Origin of the sequence: Agrobacterium sp. CCNWLW155 (assembly GCF_036888815.1) — a bacterium.
Lineage (GTDB): Bacteria > Pseudomonadota > Alphaproteobacteria > Rhizobiales > Rhizobiaceae > Agrobacterium > Agrobacterium radiobacter.
Genome location: NZ_JBAKFW010000001.1, coordinates 702,118 through 727,998 on the forward strand (window position 1 = coordinate 702,118; position 25,881 = coordinate 727,998).

The window sequence follows — 25,881 nt, forward strand, 5'->3', positions numbered from 1 at the left end:
AGGGAAAGATAGCAGGCTCATTTTTCAGAATGATTAATAACACTTTTGCGTGAAAGCCAGTTGAGCACATGCTTACTTAAAAGGAAATACGGCCCGCGAGGGGCCGTATTCCGACTTTGGGAGGGGATGTGGTCTTATACGCGCAGAAGCGCATTTTCGGTGTCGAACGGGCTCTCTTCAACCACTTCGGCATCATAGGACGTGCCGAGAATGCGGATCTTGAGCTTGGTGCCGACGGCCGCATAATCCGGCTTGAGCATAGCGAGCGCAATTGACTTGCCCATGCGCCAGCCGAAACCGCCGCTTGTCACGCGGCCAGCAAGCACGCCGTTTTCATCAACGATTGCTTCCGAACCGCGCGCATCGACATCCGTATTGCCTGATACGGTCAGCGTCGAGAACACCCATTTCGCGCCGGCTTCCTTGTAAGCCACCAGCGCATCGCGGCCGATGAAGGATTTTTCCGGGCGCACGAAGCGGTCGAGGCCGGATTCATAGGCGTTATATTCAACCGACAGTTCGCGGCCCATATTGCGGTAGGATTTTTCGAGCGACATGGACACCATGGCGCGAATACCGAAAGGCTTGATGCCGAATTCGGCGCCCGCTTCCATCAGCCGGTCGAAGATGTAGTTCTGCATCTCGATCGGATGGTGCAGTTCCCAGCCCAGTTCGCCCACGAAGTTGACGCGCAGCGCATGCGCCGTCGCCACGCCGACGGAAATCTGCTTGCCGGTGAGCCAGGGGAAATCCTTGTTATCAAGGCTGGTGCGGGTGAGCTTCTTCAGGAGATCGCGCGACTTCGGGCCGGCCAGAACCAGCACGCCGTATTTCTGCGTGATCGGCTGCAGCACCACGGACCCGTCGGTGGGCGCAAGACGGCGCAGCACGTCATGGTCATGCGTCTCGAGACCACCGGCCGAAACCATGTAGAAGCGGCCCGGCGCCCACTCATAGACGGTGAATTCCGCCTTCACGCCGCCAGTCGGCGTCAGAAGATGGGTGAGCGCGATACGGCCGCGCTTCTTCGGCACGATGTTGGCGAGAATGCTGTCGAGCCATGCCCGTGCACCGGGGCCGGAAACCTCCATCTTCGCGAAGGCCGACATATCAAGCACACCGACATTCTGGTGAACGTTCTTCACCTCGTTGCCGACATGTTCGAAATAATTCGAGCGGCGGAAGGACCATTTTTCAACGATACGGCCATCATCCAGAGCCGGCGCATGATTGTGGCTGGTGATGACATCGGCACCGACGCCGAGATCTTCCTCGCGCAGCGAATAACCTTCCGGCGCATACCAGTTGGCACGTTCCCAGCCATAAACCGAGCCGAACACGCCGCCGAGCTTCTTCAGGCGGTCATAAACCGGCGTGGTCTTCAGCGGACGGGCGGCGGAACGCTCCTCATCCGGATAATGCATGGTGAAGACGTTGGCATAGGCTTCCTCGTTCTTGGCGATGAGGTAACCTTCCGTTGCGTAAGGCCCGAAGCGGCGCGGATCGACACCCATCAGGTCGAGCGTCGGCTCGCCGTCGACGATCCATTCGGCCAGCTGCCAGCCGGCGCCGCCGGCGGCGGTGATGCCGAAGGAATGGCCTTCGTTCAGCCAGAAATTCTTCAGGCCCGGTGCGGGACCAACGATCGGGTTACCGTCAGGCGTATAGGCGATAGCACCGTTATAGACCTTCTTGATGCCCACTTCGCCGAAGGCCGGAACACGCACCATGGCGGTTTCGATATGCGGCATCAGGCGGTCGAGTTCCTCCTGGAACAGCTCATATTCGCTGTCATCGGAGGGGCCGTCGACATAACAGACCGGTGCGCCGACTTCGTAAGGACCGAGGATCAGGCCGCCCGCTTCCTCGCGCATATACCAGGCCGAGTCGGATTCGCGCAGAACGCCCATTTCCGGCAGGCCCTGGCGGCGACGTTCCTGAATGGCCGGGTGCGGCTCGGTAACGATATACTGATGTTCGACCGGAATGACCGGAATGTTGATGCCGACCATCTCGCCGGTCTTGCGGGCAAAGGAGCCCGTGCAGGAGATGATATGTTCGGCGATGATCTCGCCCTTATCCGTCGTCACCTTCCAGTGACCGTCTTCCAGCTGCTCGATGGCGGTGACGGTGGTGTTGCGATAGATGGTCGCGCCACGATCACGCGCACCCTTGGCCAGCGCCTGTGTCAGATCGGCGGGCTGGATATAACCGTCATCCGGATGCTGGATGGCGCCCAGCAGACCGTCCGTCTCGCAGAGCGGCCAGATTTCCTTCACCTGCTCCGGTGTCAGCATGTTGACCCGCACACCGATGGTCTCGGCGATGCCGGCATAATACATATATTCGTCCCAGCGATCCTTGGTGCGGGCGAGACGGATATTGGAGACCTTGGAGAAGCCGACATTCATGCCGGTCTCTTCCTGAAGCTCCTCATAGAACTTGACGGAATATTTGTGGATCTGGCCGACCGAATAGCTCATGTTGAACAGCGGCAGAAGCCCGGCGGCATGCCAGGTGGAACCCGAGGTGAGCTCCTTGCGCTCGATGAGAACGCTGTCGCTCCAGCCCTTCTTGGCAAGATGATAAAGCGTCGAAACGCCGACGACGCCGCCACCGATCACCACCGCCCGTGCATGTGTCTTCATTTACAGAACCCCTGAAAAGCGCCGGCCTTGCCTTATTCCGCCGACATTGGATGGGAGGAATATGAAGCGCTTGTCGGCCGTTCAGCCGCCTGATTGCGACATGGCCATAGGGTGCTGCGACAGGGAAGAAATTGCCTCCACTGGGTGGGCTTTCGTATTGCCGCCGCCTCTTGCAGAGACGGCAGCAAAGATATCGAGAAATATCCGGCCGAAACAGACCGGGATTGCGACCCGCGACCAAAAGGCAGGCCACGGGCCGGACTTGCCGACTATCGGTTCTGAAGCTGCATTTGCAGCCCCCGCACATCCGGGCCGTCCAGTTTCAAACCCTTGAGGACATCATTGCCCGGAACGATGATCGAGTCCTTGAAGACAGGACCACCTGGCAGATTGTGTATCCCACCGCCCCCACCGGGCGGAGGCGGTGGCGGTGGATAGCCACCGCCGCCACAAGGCGGAATGCGATAGATACAATCAGTGGTGAATTGCTCAAGGCCCCCTGCAGTCACAGACGGGCGAACGACATCCTGCGCACTTGCTAAAACCGGAAAAAACATACCGAAGAGAAAAATGAGCCTTCTCAATTCGCAACCTCCTGCGAAGACGCACAAATCCTGGCGCTGTCTTTAACTTCCTTGCCGGCGGCCGCCTTTGCTGCGGCATCCAGCCAGGCAGGCGTGCTGTTGCGCATGCCTATGGAAACGCTGTTGAAGCCTATGACGAGCGGCCGCGCAAACTGGCGATCGGAAAACAGGCCAGAGCTGTTTGTGCTGTGAATGCTGTTGTCACTATCGGCCATATTTTTGGGCGCGGGCTGCTTGCCCTGCGGCGCGGTGGTCGCAGCCTCAGCGGCATCGGACATACCCTTTTCGGGGTCTCCCCTGTTACCCCCCGCATCCAGAAAAGCCGAGCGGCCCCGTCCGTTGGTAACTTTGACGCCGCGTGTCAGAAACGCCTGGCGCACAACCAGCAGACGGATATCGTAAATATAACGCGGACCACAATCCTCCGTATCCCCGGTTCTCAAAATGTCGCGGCTGAGAATATAGGACAGTTTCTCGCGAAGATATTCGTCCGCACAATAGACCTTGGTGTCTTTGTCATTGCAAAACGCCATCAGCGCATTTTGCGCATGGAAAGGGTTGATCGCGTAGGTCTGAACATTCTGAAGTTCGATTTCCTCGACATCCGCCCGTGCGCCACCGAAGGCGATATTGCGCAGAAGCCCCGCCATGCCTTCCTTGCGCTCTATCTTGATGACGGGAAAAAGCGCGTCCTTCACCTGCAGGCCCGAGGTGGTTCCGTCCGTTGCAATCTCCGCACGGGGTTGAGCAACCGAGAGCGTCTTCTTGTCCTCCAGCCAGGTGCTGTCGCCAAAATAGGGCGCCTCCGACTTCACGCCGAGATAACCCCGCAAATTTGGTATCTGGGTTATCTTGACGTAACGGCCGATGAAGGACTCACTTTCAAGATCGGGAGGTAAAGACTTGAATTTGTGCCCTGAATCGACAATTTCGGCGATAATGTCTCCGACATAAATATCCTCCTGCGGAGGATAGACCGGCTCGATGCCCAACCGGCGGATGGATTCGTTCCAGCGTTTGGGCAGGTAATCGTCGGTCACATCCGTCTCGCCCATCAGGAAAAACAGACCCGCCGAGCCGATAACGACCCCAGCCGTCAGAAGGGACAGCCGGGTGGCATGGGGCTGCATCCACGCCCAAAAACCCTTCAGTCTTTCCCGAAGAGATGTTTTCGCAGAAACCGGGCCCGGAGGCTGGGCAGGCTGGGCAGGCTGGGCAGGCTGGGCAGGCTGGGCAGGCTGGGCAGGCTGGGCAGGCTGGGCAGGCTGGGCATTCTCATCGATTGGATCCGGCATTTGAACCCCGACAGAAAAGAAATAAACTAAATAATAACCACAATATATCAACTTACAGTTTACACAACAATACAGTCATTGCGGGTATTCTGATTATATTTTCATGACGGCAGTCGGGCGCATCCCGCCTCCATCAAGTAAAAGCCGCCCCGGTGCGCCCATCATTCACCGCAAGACAGTCGGATGCGAGGCCTGCCCCGCACCCGTCCGGACTGATACCAGCCGCAGCCGCTCACTTGTCCTTTCCGGCCGCTTTTGCCGCGGCTGGCTGTTCCGCAACAGTCTTGTCGCCCGCCTTGCCGGCATCCTTTTCCGGCGCATTGCCGGCAACGGGCGATGCCGCACCCGTATGGGCCACCACCGCCTTGTCGCCCTCTTCCGAAAGCAGCGCCGCCAGCATCTGCGGATTGGCGTCGCCTTCGACGTGGATATTGAGGTTGCGCTGCGGGAACGGGATGTCGATCCCCTCCTCCCGGAAGCGCTGGAGGATGGCGATACGCAGCGCGTTTTTCACGCCAAGCCCGTTCGACAGATCGGCGAGATGGAAACGCAGTTCGAAATCCAGCGAAAAATCGCCGAAGCGCAGGAATTCCACATGCGGCTCGGGATTGCGCAGCACCGGCGGCTGGGCGCGCACGAGTTCCAGCAGAATATCCATGACCTTCTGCGGATCGGAATCGTAAGACACGGAAACCGGGATTTCGGCGCGCATGATGCGGTTGCGGTGCGTCCAGTTGCCAACAGAGGAATTGATGAATTCGGAATTCGGCACGATGATCGATTGTCCACGGAAAGTTTCGATCTCGGTGGCGCGCACGGAAAGCCGCTTGACGGTGCCCTCCGTCGTGCCTGTCACCACCCAGTCCCCCACCTTGAAGGGGCGCTCGACCAGCAGGATGAGGCCGGAGACGAAGTTCGAGACGATGTTCTGCAGGCCGAAACCGATACCGACCGAAAGGGCAGAAGCCACCAGCGCCAGGCTCGAAAGGTTGAGACCGGCCGAAGAGACACCGAAGATGGCCGCAACTGCGATACCGAGATAACCGATACCTGTCTTGACCGAGTTGCGCACCCCGGCATCCACCTGCCCGCGCGCCATGACGTTGTTGTCCAGCCACTTCTGGAACCAGCGGGTGATGATATAACCGATGGCGAAGACGAGAACACCGCCAAAGAGGCCGATCAGCGAAATCGAGGCATTTCCGACGGTGATGCCGGTCAGCAGGCGATAGGCCCAGCTTTCAATATCGCCCGGCTGGAAACCCCAGGAAAACAGGATGAGCGGCACGCCGAACGCAAGTGCTACCGCATAGATGCCGAGCCCGGCGGCAAGACCGGCCTGATCGAGCGCAACCGGGCCGAGGCCGAACCGTCGTCCGAGATAACGGCCGGCAAGGGATTCCGAAAAGGCCCCCTGCCGTGAAATCGCCTTGCCGGAGAGAATGCCGATATACATCGTCGCCAGCACCGCGCCGGTGGCGACGATCTGCGTGGCGAGGAAGCGCGCAAGACCGACATAACCCGTCAGGCAGGCGCCGATGAGAACGAGACCGCCAACCCGCAGCAGAATGACGAGCCAGCGCGGCAGTCGCTGATTGCCGGTCTCGTAATCCTGCCCTTCGCCGATGACCGGCCGCAGGAACGACACGGTGAGCAGGATAAGGCCGATAATGATCGAGGCGACGAAACTCTTGGCAACGGTGACGATCAGCGGCGAATACAGCGTCTCGCTGATCGTGCCGAACAGATAATCGAGCCCGTTGACGAGCGCCATCAGCAGCACGGCCGAGGACAGCGTGTGTGCGCCGCGATTGGAAACCTGCAGCAGACGCCATTCCGACTGCGTCGGCGCAAAGATCGCATAGCTCAGCCGCGACACGAAATAAACGAAGCCCGTGACCGCCATGGCCCCGAACAGGATGGGCGCGATATCAGACCGCAGCACGTTGAAATTATCGAGGAAAAACGCCGAGGTGACGAGAAACAGGAAAAGCGACAGCGACTGCACCATGGTGGACCAGAAGGCCACCGAAAGCCGTCTCAGATAGGAAGGCTCGCCCGTAAACGCCCGCCGGTCCATGCGGCTGCCGAAAAAGCGGTAACCACCCACCAGAAACAGGAGCGCCGCCATGATCGACAGCGTCACGGCCCCGAACATCGGCAGGCGCTTGTAATTCCAGACGAAACTCGCCCAGCCGCTGAAAGCGTTGTTCAGGTTGGTCAGCTCGGTCAGAAAGGCGGAGGACGCATCGCCCAGCGTCTGCGCCGAAACTTCCGTGCGCTTGAACAGCGTGGCGGCGAAAAGCGCCCGGCGAACGGCGGTGATATTGTTGGAGATCTGCGCGGCATTGGTGGCCGTGCTCTCCACCTCGCCGGCAATCGCATTCACCTCGGCCCGTTCCGCCGTCAGCCGGTTTCGCTCTTCCGTCACCATGCTGGCTTCCGGCGGCTGGTCGTCCGCAGGCGCCGCACCCAGCGCATCCAGCCGGGTCTTGATCTGGTCGAGACGGGTGCGCAGCTTGGTGTTGGCGGCGGCCGCATCGGCGGCAATGGTATCGGCCCGTCCCTTGAGGTCCACAAGCTGCACGTCGTCGCTGCCGCCCGCTTCCACCTGTCTGGCGATTGCCGCGACATCGGCCTTCCATTTCTCCAGCTCCGCCCTCGCCTGTTCGACGGTCGAAGCCTGGATAGCCACCGGGGCGGGCGATGTCGTTCCCTCCTGCGCCGAGGCGGGCATTGCCGACAAAAGACCGCCGACCAGGAACAGCACCATGGCCATTATCGCCGCCATGGCGGTCCTTTGCCGCCGATCCCGCGTCAAGCCGCCGAACACCCGTTTGCCGTCCATCAATCCGCCCAACATCAACCGCACATCCATGCCTTTCGTCTCTTTGCGCCGCATCAGGCTATTTAGCGCCTGCCGCGCGGAAAACCACCCGCATAAAGCGAGGTTTTCAGGAGTTTGCCTTGCTTTTCACCAGGGGAATCATCACCTTTGATGATGCAGCAACATGGGAGGAAATCATGGAATCTGCTGGCATTGGCTGGATCGCAGCCATCATCATCGGTGGTGTCGCCGGGTGGCTCGCCGAACAATTCATGAAAAGCAATATGGGTGTTTTCATGAACATCCTTCTTGGAATCGTTGGTGCGATCGTCGCCAACGCCATCGTTTCGCTATTTGGAATCGTTCTGCAAGGTTGGCTCGGTTATCTCATCGCCGGCTTCATCGGCGCCTGCATCCTCATCCTTATCGGCCGGGCTTTCAGACGCGGATGAATAAAAGGAAAAATCCGTAAAACCCCGGATTTCCAGGCTTTTCCAGCGCGACTGAAATTTTTTCGTCACAAAAATCGAAGAAATTTCATTTCCGCGCTGGACAAGCCCAAACTTCCCCTTTATACGCCCCCTCACACCGCCACACGGTGCCGGTCGGGTGATTAGCTCAGTTGGTAGAGCAGCTGACTCTTAATCAGCGGGTCGTAGGTTCGAGCCCTACATCACCCACCATTAACTCCTTGATTTATCATAAAATTAACGGACGCAGCCAGCGTCGGCCATACGGGCCGATGATGCCCAGGGGCAAGTTGCGAGCCTTAGACGCCGTCCGTTAAAAGGCGGCTTGCGCCGCCTCTGTCGGTGTTCCCAAAGTGCATCGTTCACGCGGAGCTAAAAACCTGTCAGCGGCATTGCCCCGCCAGCTCGATACCTTCCTTGATCAACCCTTCATTGACCGCAAAACCGGTCTCCCGCCGGAATTTGCTTCCGAGAACGGCAACCAGATTGCCGACATTCGGTGAGCCGTCAGCACCAAAAAGCGCAAGATTGTCATTGATCCCGGCGTTCACGCTGGCCGCCATGCCCCGCGCAACGCCATCGGGGCAATTGCAGCTTCCGCACTGGCCGGCCGCCGGAGTGCCGTTTGCGGGTTTTGCGCAGAGAGGACCTTTGAAGCCTGCGGGCGGCTGCGGACCACCAGCGCATGATCTGCCCCAGCCGTTTCGAACCCCGACGGTGCCGAGCGTATCGCACCAGGGTGAATAGGTCTCGGCAATCTGCATTGCAGATCGCAATCCCCTCCGGTTCTTCGAGCAATAATCCCGGACAACTGCGCGTACCGACCATTTCGGATGCTCGAAGATGGCATGACCGGCCCTGTCGTTGCCGGCTGCCCCTTGCCAGCTTCTCCCCATAACGCATCCGTAATTATTCATTTTAACGCAACGCAAGCGGTTCTGGTGGCGCTGCAGGTCTGCCGCGTCGAACGTCAGGGCCTGACCATTATAGGTCAAATATTCGGAACCAAATTTTTTCCAGTCAGGAGCTGTATCCTGAGCAACCGACGGCGGTATGGCGAAGAGAAAAAATGCGAGCGTAATAAAAACGACCCTGATCATCTGAAAATCCCCATTTATAACCCCGAAGTAATAAAACCAGAATTCCCGTAAAACGCGAGTCATATTTAAAATTCGACTTAATGTTTTCGTCAATTCGTTGCGACTGGAAAAGATCTTCATTCCTTCTCAATGCTGCCGAAACGGTGAATATAGGTCTCGCCGTGACGCCGTTTCCCCAAAGCTGTCTCAATCATCCCTATGATCGGGGTCATGAGATTGTTCATCAACATATTGCTTTTCATTCTCGGCGCAGTCGGGAGCGGGATATGTGCGTTTTTATTGTCGGCAGCGCTTGCCGATTCCGGATTTCTCGGCTCCTGTTTTGAGGGAAACTGCGCTTATGCGGCGCTTTTCATGGTGCTGCCCGTCACATGGTTCGTGCTTTTTGCGCTTTACGTGATGGCGCTGCTGATCTGGCGGCGAAAGCCTTTCCGGAGCGGAAGGCTCTGAAAACGAGCATGGCGACATCCCCTGCCACCCCACGCTCGTTGACAGCGATCAAGACTTACCGTTAACGTCCGCCTGCTGGGGGATTCGCTGCCAGTGATATGCGGGCCTCATGACCATACCCGATATCACCGGCCTCTGAATGTGCATGTTCCGATTTGCGTCTTGCGTATGATGGCATGCCGGAAAACAGGGAGACCAAAGGATGCGGGCCGCAATCAATTCCCCGTCGCTTTCGATCGACACCATGGACTATCAGGCAGAGTGCCAGTTCGCGCTGGAGCCTTCCATTCAAGGGCTGATCGAAAAAGCGGAACATGCCGGCTGGAACCGCCAGCAGGCCGCCCTTGCCATCGTCGCGCTCGCCAGCGAGCATCTCACCGATCTCTTGACCGCCGGCGGCCTTCCCGCGCCGGATCAACGTCCCCTCTCCTGATCCCCTCCTGAAGCAGGGCGGATCAGCCCCGCGCCTTCGAAACATCATCGTGAAAATCGACGTAGCTGGCCCGGAGTGTCCCTGTCGACACTGCCGGAACAGATCATGTCGTGAAGGTCGCCGCGTGGAGCAAAGCCGATCCCATGCGGCCACGCCTCCCACGCGGCCTTTCGCACCGCCGTGCCCAGCGTGGCGGGACGTATCGATTACCTGCCCGCAACCCTGCCATAGTGTTGACACAAGCCACCAATAATGAGAACATAAAGTGAACATTATGGAGGTCAGCGATGAACACAGCAGACGCAACCATAGAAAATGCCCTTTCCGTTGTCGCCCGCTCCCGCGACATGCGCGAGCGCGCGCTCGAACGACGCCGCGAACTGCAACGGCGAACGGAAGTCATCATCACCCGGCCGCTTTACGTGCTGAAAAAGAACGAAGGGCCGAAACAGCTGTCGCTGAAACTCGACAGCTAGTCGCCCTGGAAATGCCGGAGAAGGCTCGCGAAGCAGGCCTTTACCGTTAGCATTCCTGCCTCCCTCTCGTTTTCAAAAAGCAAAATCCCGTGCGGATCACCTCACGCACGGGATTTCTGAATGAAGAGGTTATTATTCTGTCTATTGCATGCGCTGCATTGCGGCTTCGGGCTCACCGGTCGTCGCAACCGCAGCCGGAAGGCGGTCGGTCTTTTTCAGGATGACGACAGGCTTCTCGACCGGGTCCGTCGGCGGAACGATGCTTGCAGTTTTGAATTCACGGTCTACGGCAGGAACGGAAGCGTTGATCTGTTGATGACCTGCGCATTCCGCAAGCGCTGCACTGGCGGAAAAACCAAAGACAGCGGCGATAATGAGAACTGATTTCATGTCATTCTCCCTTCGCTCTTGTGGCGATCTCCAGTCTAAGTGGAGACGGGCCGGATTGAAAATCACACTTTAGAGACATCTAAAGCTCTCGATCATTTCGGCAGTCGTCGTCATCAATGTGCGGGGCCAAGTAACAGGCAGATTCCCCTGCCCTTATTTCTTCCGCACATCCAGCGGATTTCGGCAAAGCGGTCTGCGAAATATCATCGCCACATAGCTTCCCTTGAGGGAAATGAGGCTTGGCGTGTAAGTCGAAACCTTCGCCGTGTTGGCGGCCTTGATCGTTCTTCCTTCAGAGGAATTCTGCTGCATGGCACGCCTCCTTCCATAAGCGATAACGAAAATGCGCCGGTCTTGTTCCGATCACGGTTTCGTTGGTGCGCGCGAGAGAAACGAACGCGTTGCCGCGCGTTTTCTTCTCCCCGCCCGAGAGAGGAAACAGGCGGAACACTCCCAGCCCCCCAAATGCGCAGCGCTTGAAAATTCCGCCCAAAGGTTCTATATGACCCAGCGCGAGGACGACCTCGGCCATATCGGCGACAGCATGCGGGACGGCCCGGTCACATACCGGAGAATGAAATGCGTTCCCTGCAAGATCGTATCCGCCACGCCCTCAGTTTCGAAATCATCGGCCTTCTGCTCGTCATTCCCTTGGGCGCACTGCTCTTTGGCATGCCTATGGAAGATATCGGCATTGTCGGCCTCGTCAGCGCCACGCTGGCGACGGTCTGGAACTATGTCTATAATCTCGGCTTCGACCACGCCATGCAGCGGCTGAAAGGCACGACGCTGAAAACGCCCGCTCTTCGGGTCGCCCACGCCGTGCTGTTCGAACTGGGCCTCCTGATCGTGCTGATGCCCTTCATTGCCTGGTATCTGAATATCAGCCTTGCGCACGCCCTGGTGATGGATATCTCGTTTGCGCTGTTTTACGTGGTCTATGCTTTTGTCTTCAACTGGAGCTACGACCGGGTTTTCCCCCTTCCGGAATGGAAGTCGCAGCAGGACGGCGTCTGATCGACGGCTTCCACTGCACGCTAGGGCAGCGCCTCAGCGCAGCGATGCCTTGAAGAAGCTGACGACATCGGCGTTGAAGCCGCGATGGAACTCCACCCGGTCGAAGCCAGCCGCATCGCTGCAAATCTGGGGCACGGCCTTTTCCATCTCGGCGGGGCAAGGGGCGATAAACGAAAAGTGCCCCGCCCCTTTCACCATCCGATAGTCCGGTTTCGCCGGCAGATCGCCGCGCAGCCGCAAAACATCCTGCGGCGCGACACCGTCACCACCGCGTTCCGAACTCCAGAGCTGGACCGGGATCGTGATATTCTTCAGGTCGCCCGCGCCGGGAAAGGCATTCAACGGGTCGGCAGCAACCACAACCTTCACACGTGCATCCTGACCGCCGTGCTGCGGTAATGTCGTCTTCTGCCGCATCTGCGCGCAAATCGGCGCCTGCGGGTCCGGACAGGGCAGCGCGGCATTGGCAAAGTCGGGAGTGCCGCCGGCAAGCACCAGCGCGGTATAACCGCCACGCGAAAATCCGAAAACGCCGATCCGTCCGGCATCGATGGAACCGGCTTCGCTAAAACCTTCAAGCAGATGATCCAGCAAGCGGGCAATCTCCGCCGGCCGGCCCGTCAGCGCGGAAAGTTCACCCGCCTTCTGCATTTCAAGCGCATTGTCTCCGGGGTGATTGATCGCCGCGACAATGAAGCCGGCATCCGCCAGCGCCGCCGCCGTGTCCCGATGGCTGAAATAGGTGCCGCCAAAACCATGAGAGATGACGACGAGCGGATATTTCCCTTCGGGCACAGGGCAATCCCTGACAGCGGGTAAAAGGAAGGGGCCAATCCTGACCTCCACCGGCGCGGCCGCGCAGGGCGACCACACCGCAGCCTTCATGGCAGCTTTGCCATTCGCGGCTGGAACCTCGATCAGCCGGAGACCGGCCGCCATGGCGGCACCGGCTCCAGACAGGGTGGAAAGCACAAGGCAAAGCAGCAGCAGAAATCGCATCACGAACTCACGGATCGGCAATATTGCATATGGACCGATCAGCAACCGGTCTGACGCAAACATAAAGCGATTTCTTCTGACGGCAATGACCGCTGAAACGCCTAGAGCGATTTCAGCGTCCAGGCCACGATCTCCCGCGTGGCGGCAGCGAAAGCCTGATCCAGCGCCTTTACGAAATTGGCGTTGCCGGAGCCGCTGACACGGGCGCTGGCGCGGAACACTTCCTGCGCCTTCACCGTGCCATTGCGGTCATTCAGCAGCTTCACCGAGATTTCGATATTGGCGAGGTTCTTTGCCGTATCGATTTCGAAAGCGCGAATATCGGTCACGACCTGATAGTCGATTGCCAGCCCCTGCCCCGGCCGGCCGACGCCGCCCAGCTTGCCGGTATCCTCGAAGGCTTCCACGAGCTTGGATTGCACCATGCGCGGCAGGCGGTCACTCCATTGCGAATTGCCGAGATACTGCACCTCCGAGCCGGAAAGGCGCACCACGATGTTTTCGCTGTCCAGCGCCTTTAACGCCGTCGGATCGGCGATCAGCAGCTGCCGGCTCCTGAGCGAAGGCCCCTGCGTCACCGTCGCCGAAGAGACGGAAAGATCGAAAGTATCGTTCTTCGGCGCACCCGCACAGCCCGCCATCATCGCGGCAAGCAGCGGAGCCAGAATGAGGGCGCGGCGCCTTTGGCCGTTCATCGATAGTCTCATTGGCCCATACCCCTCTTAGCGCCTTGTTCTGCCGTCATATTGTTTCACGGTTTCGCCGCCGAAGATCAACCGCTGCGGATCGCGGTCGATATTGGTGATGGCGTTGTTGAGATTGTCGACCGTCACCCGCGTGCTGCCGATGAGCGCCTGGAAATCTTTCAGGCCCGAGCTGGAGAAGCGTGTGAGATTGTCGGCAATCGGCCCGATACGGGCATTGAGATTGTCGGCCACCGCCTTGAAGGAAGTGAGCGTCTCGCGGGCCTTGGCAAACAGCGAATTGGCGTCATCCGTGCCGAGCATGCCGTCCACCTTGGCGAGAATGCCATCAACGCGGCTGGAGGCGAGGTTCAGCTTGCGGCCCATTTCGGTGAAATCGGAAACCGCCTGGTCGATATCGGCGCGGCGCGCGCCGACATCGTCGGCGATCCGCTTGAAGTTCGCCACCGCGTCGCGCGCATCGGCCGTGGCAGCCGAGACGTCGTTGACGACGGTGCCCACCTTGGCGGGATCAACCGAGGCGAGAAGCTCATCCGCGCGCTTCACGACCGTCTGCACTTCCGTGCTCGCCGCCTCGAAATTGCGCGCCGTGCTCTGCACCGTCTCCATGATGCCCTGGATATCGCTCGAAGCCGAGGCCACATCCTTCGTCACCTTGTCGACATTCGACAGGATGGAATCGATCTTGCCGGCATCCACAGCCTTCACCAGATCTTCGATCGCGGTCAGCGTGCCATCGAGACGCACCGAGACCGACTGCACGGTGGTCGAAAGCGAGCTGAGGCTTGCAATGAAGTTTTTGATGCCGTCGGAATTGGCCGCCAGCGCATCGGAGAATTTCTCGGCGTTGCGCACCGTCTGCGTCAGCGGGCCGCGCGCATCCTGCACGAAGCCCTGCAGCTCGCCGATCGCGCCGTCCGCACGTTTCAGGATCTTGTCTGCGGTGGCAAGCAGGTTGGTGACACTGGAAAGATCGGCCGTCAGCTCGGCGGGAACGCCGCTTTCGACGGCTTTCTGCAGAATACGCTCGCCATCCTTGTTGCCGCCGGAAAGCTCGATATAGGCAGCGCCCGTCAGGCCCTGGATTTCAAGCACGGCGCGCGTGGACGGGAAAACCGGGGCATCGGCCTGCACTTCAGTAAACGCTATGGAATAGGCCGGGTCGTCGCGGTCGATGGCAAGGCCGCGCACGGTGCCGACAGGAATACCGTTGAAGCGCACGGGAGAACCGACGGACAAGCCGTTGGCCGAACCGGGAATACGCACGACAAGCTGCGCCGTCGGGCCGCCACGGCCGAATTCCGCCATCCAGTAAACGAAGCCGAATGCGGCGGCGATCACGATCAGCGTGAAAATTCCGACTATGGTGTAGTTCGCCTTGGTTTCCATGCTTCTTGTTACTCCACCGGATTTTCGTGTCTGCCGTCCGGAAGAACGACAGAGCGCGCCCGTTTGCCGCGGAAATAGGACTGCACCCAAGGGTCGTCGCAGGCGAACATGTCCTGCAATGTCCCTTCCACCAGCACCTTCTTCTGGCCGAGCACCGCAATGCGGTCGCAGACGGAGAACAGGCTGTCGAGGTCGTGTGTCACCATATAGACGGTCAGGCCGAGCGAATCGCGCAAGCGCGCAATCAGCATATCAAATTCCGCCGCCCCGATGGGATCGAGGCCGGATGTCGGCTCGTCGAGGAAAACGAGGTCGGGATCGAGCGACAGCGCCCGGGCAAGGGCTGCGCGCTTGATCATGCCGCCTGACAGTTCGGACGGATATTTGTCGCCCGCATCGGGCTTCAGCCCCACCATCTCGATCTTGAGATAGGCGAGCTCGTCCATCAGCTTTTTCGGCAGGTCAAGATATTCGCGCATCGGCAGCTGGATGTTTTCCTTCACCGTCAGGCCGGAAAACAGCGCCCCCTGCTGGAACAGCACGCCAAGACGCTGGTCGAGCATCATGCGGTCGTCTTCGCTCGCCTTGTCGTAATCGGTGCCCAGAATGCGGATCGCACCCGCCTGCCGCGGTAGGAGCCGCAAGATCGCGCGCATCAACACGGATTTGCCAGCACCGGAGGGACCGATAAAGCCCAAAATTTCACCACGATAGACATCGAGGTCGAGATTTTCGAGCACGTTCCGGCCGTTGAAACCGACGGTCACGCCCTCGACGGAAAGCACCACCTCGCGGCCGTCTTTTCCGGTTCTGGTCTCGTGCGGTTTCTGGTCCAGTTTCTCCAACGCGCCCTCCCTTAAAAATCGATGGCTGCGTAGAAGATGGCGAAAAGACCATCCACCAGAATGACGACGAAGATCGACTTCACCACCGAGGAGGTGACGTGCTGGCCAAGCGATTCCGCCGAACCGCCCACCTTCATGCCCTCAACCGCCGCGACAATGCCGATGATGAGCGCCATGAACGGCGCCTTGATCATGCCCGCTGCAATGGTCGATTCCTCGACAGCGCCATGCAGGCGCGACAGGAACACCTCGAACGTGATGCCGGAATAAAGCAGCGCCACGATGGCAGCGCCGAAAAGCGCTGCAAAATTGGCGAGAATGGTCAAAAGCGGCAGTGCGATGGTAAGCGCCACCAGCCGCGGAAACACCAGCACGCCGACGGGATTGAGACCGATCACCTTCAGCGCGTCGATTTCCTCGCGCATCTTCATGGAGCCGATTTCCGCAGTGATGGCGCTGCCGGAACGGCCGGCGATCATGATCGCGGTCAGAAGCACACCGATTTCACGCAATTGCAGAATGCCGACGAGATCGACAACGAAGACTTCCGCACCGAAATATCTGAGCTGGAACGCACCCTGCTGGGCGATGATCGCGCCGATCAGGAACGACATCAACATGATGATCGGCACGGCGCGCACGCCCATATGGTCGATCTGGTTGACGATCGCCGCCGGTGAGACGCCACGCCCGCGCCCGAGCTTCATCTGCGCGCCGCGCACGGCGGAGCCGAGAATATACATGCCCGCCAGAAAATCCGCGCCGTTCTGGATCACGGCCTTGCCGATGGGCGCAAAAATACGCTCGGCAAGCCCCTCCTTCGGACCGGCTTCGCCCTCCATCTCCACCTTTTCGGGCAACTGGCCGATGACCTCTTCAATATGGTCATTACCCGTCACGGTGACGGTGGCGCCGTTGACCTCAAGGTCCTTGCGCAGACGCTGGATGATCCATGCGCCCGTGGTATCGATGGCCTCGACGGCAGAAAGATCGATTTCCACCGCGCCGGCGGATCTGCTTTTTTCGATCTTTTCGAGACTGGGGAAAACACCGGAGAGATTGCTGTTGCGCCAGGAGCCGCTCATGACAAAACGCAAGCCGCCGCCGGAGACGCTATCGTCTTCGGTGATGGCGGCCGGGTTCGCCTGTTGCCGTGTGTCCTGTTCTTGCATAATGCTCCGAGCGAGTGCAGCCGTCACGAGATTCTTAAAGGTTTCATAACGGTTTGGCCTTCGGCAAGCCACAGTGACCGCCGACAATTCGTGATAAATTTGGCGTCATGTGTCTTTTGCCGCCCAATCGGAAGTGAAAAAACATGCCCCGTTACCTGCAAGCCACAACAGAACGTTTTCCCGTTGCCGGCAGCTTCACCATTTCACGCGGCACCCGCACGCATGCGGATGTCGTAACGTGCACCATCCTCGATGGTTCCTTCGCCGGCAGAGGTGAATGTGTGCCCTATCCGCGTTATGGCGAAAGCATCGAAGGCGTCATCGCCGATATCGAGACGATGGCGGAGCGGATCGCCGACGGCCTGACCCGACAGGAATTGCAGCAGGCGATGCAACCCGGCGCCGCCCGCAATGCGGTCGATTGCGCGCTGTGGGATCTCGAAGCCAAGATGAGCGGTAAAAGCGCCGCCGAAAGCATTCTCGGACAGGCGGCAAAACCGCTCGTCACCGCCTATACGATTTCACTCGCCGACCCCGAGACCATGGCCGCGAAAACGGCGGAAAACGCAGGCCGCCCGCTGCTGAAGATCAAGACCGGAACCGCCGATGACGAGGCACGCCTGCGCGCCGTGCGCGCCGCAGCACCGGAGGCGCGCATCATCATCGACGCCAATGAGGGCTGGAACGATTATAATATCGAATATTATCTGAGACTTGCGGCGGAACTGAAGATATCGCTGATCGAGCAGCCGCTGCCCGCCGGCAAGGACGCCATTCTCTCCCGTATCGACCATCCGGTGCTGATCTGCGCCGATGAAAGCGTGCATTCCACCAAGGACCTCGCCGACCTGCGCGACCGCTACGACGCGATCAACATCAAGCTCGACAAGACCGGTGGGTTGACGGAAGCGCTTGTCATGAAGGCGGAAGCGGAACGGCTCGGTTTCACCATCATGGTCGGCTGCATGCTCGGCACCTCGCTCGGCATGGCCCCCGCCATACTCGCCGCCCAGGGAGCAGCCTTTTCCGATCTCGACGGGCCGCTGCTGCTGGCCGAGGATCGCGAGCCGGGGCTGGTTTATGAGGGTTCGCTGGTTTATCCGGCGCGGCCGGAATTGTGGGGGTAAGCCCTAGATATTGAAGGCAGAGAAACAAGATAAAGGCACGACCTCACCGCTTGTTTGTTCTCCCCGCCGGGGAGAAGATGGCCCCGAAGGGTCGGATGAGCGGGCAAGCTTTCGGGTTATCGCTAACGTCGCCCCCTCATCCCGCTGCCGCGACCTTCTCCCCTCCTCGGGGAGAAAGACACAAGCGGCACGCGCTCGCCTCGCATGAAGGAGCTGGGGCATATCTCTAAAGGGTCGCTGATTTATCCGGCCTGCTGGAAATTGGAGGGCGCCGCTCTCGCGTGGACTAAGAATGACGCGACTGCGTGCCGTAATTCCGTCCGCGCCGGCCTTCACCAACAGCAAACGGCAATCTAAACCTCTCCACTGTCATCCTCGGGCTTGACCCGAGGATCCATCGCTCCGGTTTGTGGATCCTCGGGTCAAGCCCGAGGATGACATAAGCAAGCTATATCAGAGTATGTCGGCACCACCAGCGAGGTCACACCATCGCCTTCATACACATTAGCCAACCTGCCCCAGCGCATCCCCAACGAAACGCGTCGTCGCGAAAGCTGGCATACCTCAATCAGGCCGCGTGTTTCCCGATCAGCCCCGGAATATCCACCGGCTCCATCTCATCCGATGCCTGTTCGACGGCAACCTCGCTCGTCTGCATCCAGGTGATCAGCTCGAAGCTGCCATCGGCATTTTCGGCGATTGCCGTGCAGCTTTCCACCCAGTCGCCGGTGTTGATGTAACGAATGCCGTCCATGTCTTCCATGACAGCATGGTGAATGTGTCCACAGATGACGCCGTCGACATTGTTGCGGCGTGCCTCGTCTGCCACCACGCGCTGGAATTCGCCGATGAAGTTGACGGCGTGCTTGACCTGCAGCTTGGCCCAGGCCGAGAACGACCAGTAAGGCAGGCCGATGCGGCGGCGTACGGCGGCGATGACGATGTTGAGCGCGATTGCAGCGTCATAGGCCCAGTCGCCGAGATAAGCGAGCAGGCGGGCGTTGCGCACCACCACGTCGAACTCGTCGCCATGGATGATGAGATATTTCTTGCCGTCGGCCGCCTCGTGGATCATGCGCTCGGCCACTTCGATGCCGCCGAAATGCATGCCCGGAAATTCCCGCAGGAATTCATCGTGATTGCCGGGAATATAGACGATGCGGGTTCCCTTGCGGGCCTTGCGCAGAAGCTTCTGCACCACGTCGTTGCAGCCCTGCGGCCAGTACCAGCTGCGGCGCAGGCGCCAGCCGTCGACGATGTCGCCGACGAGGATGATCGTCTCGGCCTCGTGATATTTCAGGAAGTCGAGCAGATAGTCCGTCTTGGCCGCCTTGGAGCCGAGATGAACATCCGAAATGAAAAGCGTTCTGAACTGTCTGGTTTCGATTTGACCGGCCACGGATTTCATCCCCCTGTTCGGTTGCGTCCCTGCGGCTTTCTTACCTCTCAGAACCAGACTCGTGTTGCAGCAACATGACAAACGCCGGTTTTTATAGGGAATATGACGAAGACCATCACGAAAACGCGAATAAGCCATGGCCGCATTTGCATAAGGGGGCGGTAAATAACGGCTGTACCATGGGAAAGTTTGTTGTATTCAGGGGACCGGAATTGAACCAGACATGACGGTGGAAGAATGACCTCTCACGATAAGAACAACACGCCCGCCAACACGGCAAAGGCCGACATCGAGGAACAGGCGCTCTTTTTCCACCGCTACCCGCGCCCCGGCAAGCTGGAAATCCAGGCCACCAAGCCGCTCGGCAACCAGCGCGATCTGGCGCTTGCCTATTCGCCGGGTGTTGCCGCCCCCTGCCTCGCCATCCATGAAAATCCGGAAATGGCAGCGGAATATACCGCCCGCGCCAACCTCGTCGCGGTCATTTCCAACGGCACGGCGGTTCTCGGACTTGGCAATATCGGCCCGCTCGCCTCCAAGCCCGTGATGGAAGGCAAGGCCGTTCTCTTCAAGAAATTCGCCGGTATCGACGTCTTCGACATCGAAATCGATGCGCCCGGCATCAACGACATGGTTTCCACCATCGCAGCGCTGGAGCCCACCTTCGGCGGCATCAACCTTGAAGACATCAAGGCGCCGGAATGTTTCGAGGTGGAACGCCAGCTGCGCGAAAAAATGAATATCCCGGTTTTCCATGATGACCAGCATGGCACCGCGATCATCGTCGCCGCCGCTGTCACCAACGCTCTGGAACTGGCCGGAAAGTCGCTCTCAAGCGTCAAGATCGTCGCGTCAGGCGCGGGTGCTGCGGCGCTTGCCTGCCTCAACCTGCTGGTCGCCATGGGCGCGAAGAAGGAAAACATCTGGGTCCACGACATCGAAGGCCTCGTTTATGACGGCCGTAACGAGCTGATGGACGAGTGGAAGGAAGTTTACGCCCAGAAGACCGACAAGCGTGTGCTGGCCGAAACCATCGACGGCGCCGACGTCTTCCTCGGCCTTTCGGCCGCCGGTGTTCTGAAGCCGGAACTGCTGGAGCGCATGGCGGAAAACCCGCTGATCCTGGCGCTTGCCAACCCCAATCCGGAAATCATGCCGGAAGCGGCGCGTGCGGCCCGCCCGGATGCGATGATCTGCACCGGCCGTTCGGACTTCCCGAACCAGGTGAACAACGTTCTCTGCTTCCCCTATATCTTCCGCGGCGCGCTGGATTGCGGCGCAACCACGATCAACGAGGAAATGAAGATGGCCGCCGTGCAGGCCATCGCCGAGCTTGCGCGTGAGGAAGTCTCGGAAGTCGCGGCAAAAGCCTATAGCGGTGAAACACCGGTCTTCGGCCCGAACTACCTCATTCCCTCGCCTTTCGATCCGCGCCTCATCCTGCGCATCGCACCGGCTGTCGCCCGTGCAGCGGCCGCGAGCGGCGTCGCCGCCCGGCCGATCACCGATTTCGAAGCCTATTTCGACCAGCTGAACCGTTTCGTCTGGCGCTCCGGCTTCATCATGAAGCCGGTCTTCAATGCTGCCAAGGCCGCCGAAAAGAAGCGCATCATCTTTGCCGAAGGCGAAGACGAGCGCGTGCTGCGCGCCGCCCAGGTGCTGCTGGAAGAAGGCACCGGCATCCCGATCCTGATCGGCCGTCCGCAGATCATCGAAACGCGCCTGAAGCGCTTCGGCCTGCGCATCCGGCCGCATACGGATTTCGCCGTGGTCAACCCGGAAGACGATCCGCGTTACCGCGATTATGTCGATGATTATTTCGCCCTTGTCGGCCGCGCCGGCATCAACCCGGAAGCGGCGCGTACCATCGTGCGTACCAACACGACCGTCATCGGCGCGCTTTCGGTGAAGCGTGGCGAGGCGGATGCGCTGATCTGCGGTCTCGAAGGCCGTTATGACCGGCACCTGCGCGACGTGAACCAGATCATCGGCAAGCAGGAAGGCGTACGTTCCTTTGCGGGTCTCAGCCTGCTCATCACCCAGCAGGGTGCGCTGTTCCTCACCGACACCTTCGTCAACAACGACCCGACGTCAGAGGAAGTGGCTGAGATGGCCATTCTCGCGGCCAAGGAAATCCGCCGCTTCGGCATCACGCCGAAGATCGCACTCGCCAGCCATTCCAATTTCGGCTCGCGCGATTCCGAAAGCGCCCGCAAGATGCGCCGCGCCCTGAAGATCGTGCAGGCGGCAGCACCGGAACTGGAAGTGGACGGCGAAATGCAGGGCGGCTCCGCACTTTCGGAAGCGCTGCGCAAGCGCGCGATGCCGAACAGCGTGCTGACGGGCGAGGCGAACCTTCTGGTCTTCCCGAACCTCGATGCCGCCAACATCACGCTCGGCGTCACCCGCACGCTGACGGAAGGCCTGCATGTCGGCCCGATCCTCCTCGGCAGCGCCCTGCCCGCCCATATCCTGTCGCCCAGCGTCACCTCGCGCGGCGTCGTCAACATGGCGGCGTTTGCCGTGGTGCAGGCCTCGCATCCTTCGGTGTGATAGAGGCCGCATTAACGCAATTTTGAACATGCTGTTGCCGCATTGCGGCAACAGCTTATGTTATCTTCCTGAAACACGGATTTCGTGAAGTATAACGCCCCTGCCACCGGTCGGGGACATCGAACGGATCGCACAATTGACCCGGCGCAGCCGCATCATCGGCCTCCTGCTTCCCCTTGTTTTCATTGCTCCGGCCACCGCTTTTGCGGATCAGGTCTGCGATACGCTTTATGCGCAGTTGCGCGAGCCGCCACGCGTCATCGGCAATACGGCCGAGGTGCGGCGTTACGCCAATGCGCTCGCCCGCCAGAACATCGTCATTCGCAAGATCAGGAACGACCTGCGCGGCTATGGCTGCTCGTCTGGCAGCGTCATCGTCTACGGCAATCCCAATGCCGGTGTCTGCGCCGAGATCGGCGATGCACTGGCGGAAGCGGAAAGCGAACGCGACGCCATCATCCGTGATCGCGACGATGCCATGGCGGCCGCGCGTGACAACGATGGCGATATCAGGCGCCAGCGTATCCTCGCCGCCCTCGATGCCAATGGCTGCAGCACCGCGCCGCAGACGGAAGCACAGTTGCCGCCGCCTTCCGATGTGACGCGTTACCCCGACGCCTTCCGGCAGAATGGCGGTGAGCCGGGACAGGCGGGGCTTTCCCCCTACCCCAACGCCGCCGCCGAAGGCGGGCTTCGTACACTGTGCGTGCGCACCTGCGACGGCTCGTTCTTCCCCATCGCTTCCAATGCCTCGCCGCTCGATTTCCGCGCCCAGGCCGAGCAATGCCAGAAAATGTGTCCGGGGACGGAGACGGAACTTTATTTCCACTCCATGACGGATCAGGAAACCGCCGACATGGTGTCTGCGGAAACCGGAAAACCCTACAGGGACCTGCCGACCGCCTTCGCCTACAGGAACGCCCCGGCAAAAGTGCCGGGCTGCGCCTGTAACATGGCCGCCTATCACGAAGAAATGCAGAAGCAGGAAGAAGCCGCCCGGCCGGAATCCGAAACACCCTATTCCGGCATCACGAAAATCCCCTCACCGCAAGGTGACAAGGCCGCCCCCAAACCCGCCGAGCAGCAGCAGGCCGCCAAGCCGCCGGAACAGCCCGTTCCCGAACGCGACTATGACCCGAACGATACGAAAGTGCGCATCATCGGCCCCAAATTTCTGCCGGACCAGACAGGCCGGATCGACCTGAAGAACCCGGCATTGAAGGGTATACAGCCGCAGCAGTGAAGCCGTCGTGGAGCGAGCGGACGCCGCTTGTTTCTTCAGTCCGCGGCAGCGGGATGAGAGGGCTACGGTAGAGATATGCTGAGAGCTTGCCCCCTCATCTGACCCTTCGGGCCATCTTCTCCCCGCCGGGGATAAGAACAAGCAGCAACGCCCCGCTTCCCTCGCGGAACTTTTATCTGCCTTACACCCCGCCCCAGCGGTTGCGGAACACAAGCTCCTCCAACGGCACGCGCTGCCGCCAGCCTTTCACCGCCAGTTCCGGCTCGGTATAGAGCGCATCGACACGGCCGACGCAGAGCCAGGCGACGATTTCGATGTGGTCGGGAATACCGAGAATGGTGCGAATGTCGCTATCGTGGAAAATGCTGACCCAGCCGACGCCGATGCCTTCGGCGCGGGCTGCGAGCCAGAGATTCTGGATGGCGCAGACGGTGGAATAGACATCCGTGCGCGGATTATGGGTGCGGCCCAGCACCACCTTGCCGCCGCGTGTGGGATCGCAGGTGACGCAGATGCTGAGCGGGGCCTTGCGGATGCCTTCAAGTTTCAAGCTCCGGTAGAGAGCCTGTTGCTCGCCCTCGAACATCGCCGCCGCCTCCTCATTGGCACGGCTGAAGGCCACAAAGGCCGCCTGACGGATCGCGCCATCGGTGATGAGGGTAAAATTCCACGGCTGCATGAAACCGACCGAGGGTGCCGAATGGGCCGCCTTCAGGAGACGCTCCACCAGATCATCCGGCAGCGGATCGGACAGGAACTGATCGCGCACGTCACGACGGGTTTCAATGGCGCGGTAAATCACCTCGCGCTCCTCACCGGAAAACGGGCGGGCGGGTGACAGCGCATGATCGAAAGAACTGGCGCCGGGCGGATTGCTCACGGACGGATCGGCTGGCATCGTTTATCCCCAACAATGCGAAGGCCGGGCGCAAATGCGCACCCCGCCTCGACAACAACCTGCCGCCGTCCGCGCGGTTCGGTCTATCCCGTCAGGCCGGTCTTCTGACTTGGCTTCATCCGCCCTTTTCGCCTTCCCGAATTGCTTCAGTGGCTTCTAAAAAAGAGCGTCCGCCTCACAGCGCTGGGCACGTTCCGGGCTTTCACCGGATTCCCGATTCTCCCGTCGCAAGGGCGGGCACCTGACAAAGGAAGCTATGGGCAAAAAAGTTTGCGAATGCAAGTATTCTGCCGGTGGTGCGGCAATGTGGCCTGCCTCCCCCATTACACAGGGAAATACCTGACATAGGCGAACTCGTCCCCCTCAGGTGACCAGTTAGGCGAGTTCATCGTTCCCTGCCCGCCGAAAAGCTCAAACAGCGTCTCGGCATTACCGCCATCCATATCCATCAGCCGCACCCGTACATCGAGATCGCGCGGATGGTCAAAAACGTCGCCGTCATAGGAGACGAACACCACCTTGTCTCCCTTCGGAGACGGGTGCGGAAACCAGTCGCCATAGGGGCTGTCGGTGATGCGCTCGACGGCGGAGCCATCCACCCGTACGCGCCAGATCTGCATCAATCCGGTGCGGCTGGAATTAAAATAGATCCACGCACCGTCAGGCGAATAATCCGGCCCGTCATTGCGACCTTCGCCATGGGTCAGCCGCGTCTCGACGCCGCTTTCTATATCCATGGAGTAGATATCGAAGACCTGATCGCGAATGCCGCAATAGGCGAAGCTCTTCCCGTCCGGCGACCAACCATGCCAGTAGGAAGGAAGGTTCTTCGTCATCAGCCGTGGCGCGCCGCCCGCGGAGGCCATGAGATAGATGGCGCTCTTGCCGAATTCCACCTTGTCGGAAATGGCGTAGAGCGAACCATCGGGCGAAATGCCGTGATCGTTATTGCAGAGCGTGGCAAAGCCGGTATCGACCTTCTCCGGCGCAATATCACCGGAAAGAGACAGGCGATAAAGCAGGCCTTCGCAATTCAACAGCAGATATTTTCCATCCGGTGACCAGTTCGGCGCTTCAAAGAGATCAGGCGTCTGCCACACCACCCGCATCTGCCGGGTGCGGATGTTGAAGATTTCGATGGAGCTGCGCATTCTGCCTCCCGGGGCGTGTCCGTGTTCTCGTTCAAAGCGCTGGGCAATGCAGACATTCCGTTTGCATCCGCCATGGCCCTGATTATGATCCTAGGGCGGCAGGCACCGTCCTGCAAATTCAAACCGGAAAAAACGCCAGCGCCCCGGCACCGTCCGCGCCGCTTGCCGTTTCTCCCAAATCCGAGGTTCCGCGATGAATACCATCGCCGATCACGGCATCCGCTTCGGCCGGATCGCCGCAATGCTTCCTGTCAAAAATATCGAAAAAGCCCATGATTTCTACGTTGGCGTGCTGGGCTTTGAAAAGGCCTTCGAAAACGGCGCTCCCGTCGGCTTCATGATCCTGAAACAGGGCAATGCCGAGCTGCACCTGACATTGCAGCCCACGCACAAGGCAGCGCCCTTCAACATGGCGCATATGATGGTGAGCGATGTCGATGCGCTTCACGCGCTCTGCAAGAGCCACGGGCTGCGCATCATCAAGGGCCTGCAGGACAAGGATTACGGCCTGCGCGCCTTCGTCTTTGAAGACCCCGATGGCAACCGCATCGATGTGGGGCAGGCTATTTGAGATGAGCGAGCGGCGCGGGGTGTTCTCCGCGCCGTCTATGGGCTGTCAAAAAGCTCCTCACACGCGACGTCATCCTTGGGCTTGACCCGAGGACCCACAATCTCAACCGCGCATGAATCCTCGCCTCAAGGGCGAGGATG

25 protein-coding genes, 1 tRNA gene and 1 riboswitch are annotated in these 25,881 nt (G+C 59.7%); of the genes, 11 read left to right on the forward strand and 15 right to left on the reverse strand.

Going from position 1 to position 25,881, the window contains the following annotated elements; translation table 11 throughout:
* Nucleotides 1–134: 134 nt before the first annotated feature.
* From V6S97_RS03540 to V6S97_RS03550, 3 genes are all read right to left on the reverse strand, one after another.
* Entirely contained in the window at nucleotides 135–2,648 is a 2,514-nt protein-coding gene (locus V6S97_RS03540; RefSeq protein WP_003502951.1) for a GcvT family protein, read from the reverse strand.
* Nucleotides 2,649–3,228: 580 nt separating this feature from the next.
* Nucleotides 3,229–4,362 (reverse strand): hypothetical protein, encoded by a 1,134-nt coding sequence (locus V6S97_RS03545; protein WP_003502953.1) that lies wholly within the window; start codon nucleotides 4,360–4,362, stop codon nucleotides 3,229–3,231.
* A gap of 397 nt (nucleotides 4,363–4,759) precedes the next feature.
* Nucleotides 4,760–7,405, reverse strand: a complete 2,646-nt coding sequence (locus tag V6S97_RS03550) for a mechanosensitive ion channel family protein (protein WP_245364510.1) — start codon at nucleotides 7,403–7,405, stop codon at nucleotides 4,760–4,762.
* On the opposite strand from V6S97_RS03550, the gene V6S97_RS03555 reads away from it, so the two are divergent.
* The 3 genes from V6S97_RS03555 (at nucleotide 7,299) to V6S97_RS03565 (ending at nucleotide 8,037) form a co-directional block, all read left to right on the forward strand.
* On the forward strand, nucleotides 7,299–7,526 hold the full coding sequence (locus V6S97_RS03555) for a hypothetical protein (protein WP_334426575.1): 228 nt from the start codon (nucleotides 7,299–7,301) through the stop codon (nucleotides 7,524–7,526). The genes V6S97_RS03550 and V6S97_RS03555 overlap by 107 nt on opposite strands.
* A gap of 25 nt (nucleotides 7,527–7,551) precedes the next feature.
* The gene (locus V6S97_RS03560; RefSeq protein WP_035212520.1) at nucleotides 7,552–7,806 is read left to right on the forward strand and encodes a GlsB/YeaQ/YmgE family stress response membrane protein; all 255 of its coding nucleotides are present in this window, start codon (nucleotides 7,552–7,554) and stop codon (nucleotides 7,804–7,806) included.
* A 155-nt stretch (nucleotides 7,807–7,961) separates the two neighbouring features.
* Nucleotides 7,962–8,037 (forward strand) — tRNA-Lys (locus V6S97_RS03565).
* 170 nt (nucleotides 8,038–8,207) lie between these two features.
* On the opposite strand, the gene V6S97_RS03570 is transcribed toward V6S97_RS03565, so the two are convergent.
* On the reverse strand, nucleotides 8,208–9,044 hold the full coding sequence (locus V6S97_RS03570; RefSeq protein WP_223568624.1) for a hypothetical protein: 837 nt from the start codon (nucleotides 9,042–9,044) through the stop codon (nucleotides 8,208–8,210).
* Between the two features lie 78 nt (nucleotides 9,045–9,122).
* Between V6S97_RS03570 and V6S97_RS03575 the strand changes: the two genes are divergently transcribed.
* The 3 genes from V6S97_RS03575 to V6S97_RS03585 all read left to right on the forward strand — a co-directional run bounded on the left by V6S97_RS03575 (nucleotide 9,123) and on the right by V6S97_RS03585 (nucleotide 10,283).
* Entirely contained in the window at nucleotides 9,123–9,374 is a 252-nt protein-coding gene (locus V6S97_RS03575; protein ID WP_020812120.1) for a hypothetical protein, read from the forward strand.
* 202 nt (nucleotides 9,375–9,576) lie between these two features.
* Complete coding sequence (locus V6S97_RS03580; protein ID WP_003502959.1) at nucleotides 9,577–9,807, forward strand: hypothetical protein; 231 nt, start codon at nucleotides 9,577–9,579, stop codon at nucleotides 9,805–9,807.
* 287 nt (nucleotides 9,808–10,094) lie between these two features.
* Entirely contained in the window at nucleotides 10,095–10,283 is a 189-nt protein-coding gene (locus V6S97_RS03585) for a hypothetical protein (RefSeq protein WP_020012681.1), read from the forward strand.
* 141 nt (nucleotides 10,284–10,424) lie between these two features.
* Here the strand turns inward: V6S97_RS03585 and V6S97_RS03590 are convergent, their stop codons facing one another.
* The 3 genes from V6S97_RS03590 to V6S97_RS03600 all read right to left on the reverse strand — a co-directional run bounded on the left by V6S97_RS03590 (nucleotide 10,425) and on the right by V6S97_RS03600 (nucleotide 11,205).
* Nucleotides 10,425–10,673 carry a hypothetical protein gene (locus V6S97_RS03590; protein ID WP_003502962.1) on the reverse strand — a complete coding sequence of 83 codons (249 nt, stop codon included), beginning with the start codon at nucleotides 10,671–10,673 and terminating at the stop codon, nucleotides 10,425–10,427.
* Between the two features lie 153 nt (nucleotides 10,674–10,826).
* Complete coding sequence (locus tag V6S97_RS03595; protein ID WP_003502964.1) at nucleotides 10,827–10,985, reverse strand: hypothetical protein; 159 nt, start codon at nucleotides 10,983–10,985, stop codon at nucleotides 10,827–10,829.
* Nucleotides 10,966–11,205, reverse strand: coding sequence for a hypothetical protein (locus V6S97_RS03600; RefSeq protein WP_099085383.1), 240 nt, complete (start codon nucleotides 11,203–11,205; stop codon nucleotides 10,966–10,968). The genes V6S97_RS03595 and V6S97_RS03600 overlap by 20 nt, the downstream gene beginning before the upstream one ends.
* Before the next feature lie 47 nt (nucleotides 11,206–11,252).
* Between V6S97_RS03600 and V6S97_RS03605 the strand changes: the two genes are divergently transcribed.
* Nucleotides 11,253–11,690 carry a PACE efflux transporter gene (locus V6S97_RS03605; RefSeq protein WP_334426089.1) on the forward strand — a complete coding sequence of 146 codons (438 nt, stop codon included), beginning with the start codon at nucleotides 11,253–11,255 and terminating at the stop codon, nucleotides 11,688–11,690.
* Between the two features lie 33 nt (nucleotides 11,691–11,723).
* Here V6S97_RS03605 and V6S97_RS03610 read toward each other — a convergent pair whose 3' ends face one another.
* The 5 genes from V6S97_RS03610 to V6S97_RS03630 form a co-directional block, all read right to left on the reverse strand.
* Complete coding sequence (locus V6S97_RS03610; RefSeq protein WP_035212521.1) at nucleotides 11,724–12,689, reverse strand: alpha/beta hydrolase family protein; 966 nt, start codon at nucleotides 12,687–12,689, stop codon at nucleotides 11,724–11,726.
* A gap of 101 nt (nucleotides 12,690–12,790) precedes the next feature.
* The gene (locus V6S97_RS03615) at nucleotides 12,791–13,396 is read right to left on the reverse strand and encodes an ABC-type transport auxiliary lipoprotein family protein (RefSeq protein WP_080866166.1); all 606 of its coding nucleotides are present in this window, start codon (nucleotides 13,394–13,396) and stop codon (nucleotides 12,791–12,793) included.
* A 15-nt stretch (nucleotides 13,397–13,411) separates the two neighbouring features.
* Nucleotides 13,412–14,782 (reverse strand): MlaD family protein, encoded by a 1,371-nt coding sequence (locus tag V6S97_RS03620; RefSeq protein ID WP_003502971.1) that lies wholly within the window; start codon nucleotides 14,780–14,782, stop codon nucleotides 13,412–13,414.
* Nucleotides 14,783–14,790: 8 nt separating this feature from the next.
* Entirely contained in the window at nucleotides 14,791–15,627 is an 837-nt protein-coding gene (locus tag V6S97_RS03625; protein ID WP_065656139.1) for an ABC transporter ATP-binding protein, read from the reverse strand.
* An 11-nt stretch (nucleotides 15,628–15,638) separates the two neighbouring features.
* Nucleotides 15,639–16,799 carry an ABC transporter permease gene (locus V6S97_RS03630; protein WP_003502973.1) on the reverse strand — a complete coding sequence of 387 codons (1,161 nt, stop codon included), beginning with the start codon at nucleotides 16,797–16,799 and terminating at the stop codon, nucleotides 15,639–15,641.
* 143 nt (nucleotides 16,800–16,942) lie between these two features.
* On the opposite strand from V6S97_RS03630, the gene dgcA reads away from it, so the two are divergent.
* Nucleotides 16,943–17,926, forward strand: coding sequence for an N-acetyl-D-Glu racemase DgcA (dgcA, locus tag V6S97_RS03635; RefSeq protein WP_087744088.1), 984 nt, complete (start codon nucleotides 16,943–16,945; stop codon nucleotides 17,924–17,926).
* A gap of 568 nt (nucleotides 17,927–18,494) precedes the next feature.
* Here dgcA and V6S97_RS03640 read toward each other — a convergent pair.
* On the reverse strand, nucleotides 18,495–19,334 hold the full coding sequence (locus tag V6S97_RS03640) for a UDP-2,3-diacylglucosamine diphosphatase (protein WP_003502975.1): 840 nt from the start codon (nucleotides 19,332–19,334) through the stop codon (nucleotides 18,495–18,497).
* Between the two features lie 228 nt (nucleotides 19,335–19,562).
* Between V6S97_RS03640 and V6S97_RS03645 the strand changes: the two genes are divergently transcribed.
* Nucleotides 19,563–21,878, forward strand: coding sequence for an NADP-dependent malic enzyme (locus V6S97_RS03645; protein WP_003502976.1), 2,316 nt, complete (start codon nucleotides 19,563–19,565; stop codon nucleotides 21,876–21,878).
* A gap of 136 nt (nucleotides 21,879–22,014) precedes the next feature.
* Nucleotides 22,015–23,121 (forward strand): DUF2865 domain-containing protein, encoded by a 1,107-nt coding sequence (locus V6S97_RS03650; RefSeq protein ID WP_162690804.1) that lies wholly within the window; start codon nucleotides 22,015–22,017, stop codon nucleotides 23,119–23,121.
* 181 nt (nucleotides 23,122–23,302) lie between these two features.
* On the opposite strand, the gene bluB is transcribed toward V6S97_RS03650, so the two are convergent.
* The gene (gene bluB / locus V6S97_RS03655) at nucleotides 23,303–24,019 is read right to left on the reverse strand and encodes a 5,6-dimethylbenzimidazole synthase (RefSeq protein ID WP_099085380.1); all 717 of its coding nucleotides are present in this window, start codon (nucleotides 24,017–24,019) and stop codon (nucleotides 23,303–23,305) included.
* Nucleotides 24,020–24,096: 77 nt separating this feature from the next.
* A riboswitch (cobalamin riboswitch) is annotated at nucleotides 24,097–24,279 on the reverse strand.
* 63 nt (nucleotides 24,280–24,342) lie between these two features.
* Nucleotides 24,343–25,170 (reverse strand): TolB family protein, encoded by an 828-nt coding sequence (locus V6S97_RS03660; protein WP_334426093.1) that lies wholly within the window; start codon nucleotides 25,168–25,170, stop codon nucleotides 24,343–24,345.
* Nucleotides 25,171–25,363: 193 nt separating this feature from the next.
* On the opposite strand from V6S97_RS03660, the gene V6S97_RS03665 reads away from it, so the two are divergent.
* On the forward strand, nucleotides 25,364–25,741 hold the full coding sequence (locus V6S97_RS03665) for a glyoxalase superfamily protein (RefSeq protein WP_111817193.1): 378 nt from the start codon (nucleotides 25,364–25,366) through the stop codon (nucleotides 25,739–25,741).
* Nucleotides 25,742–25,881: the final 140 nt, after the last annotated feature.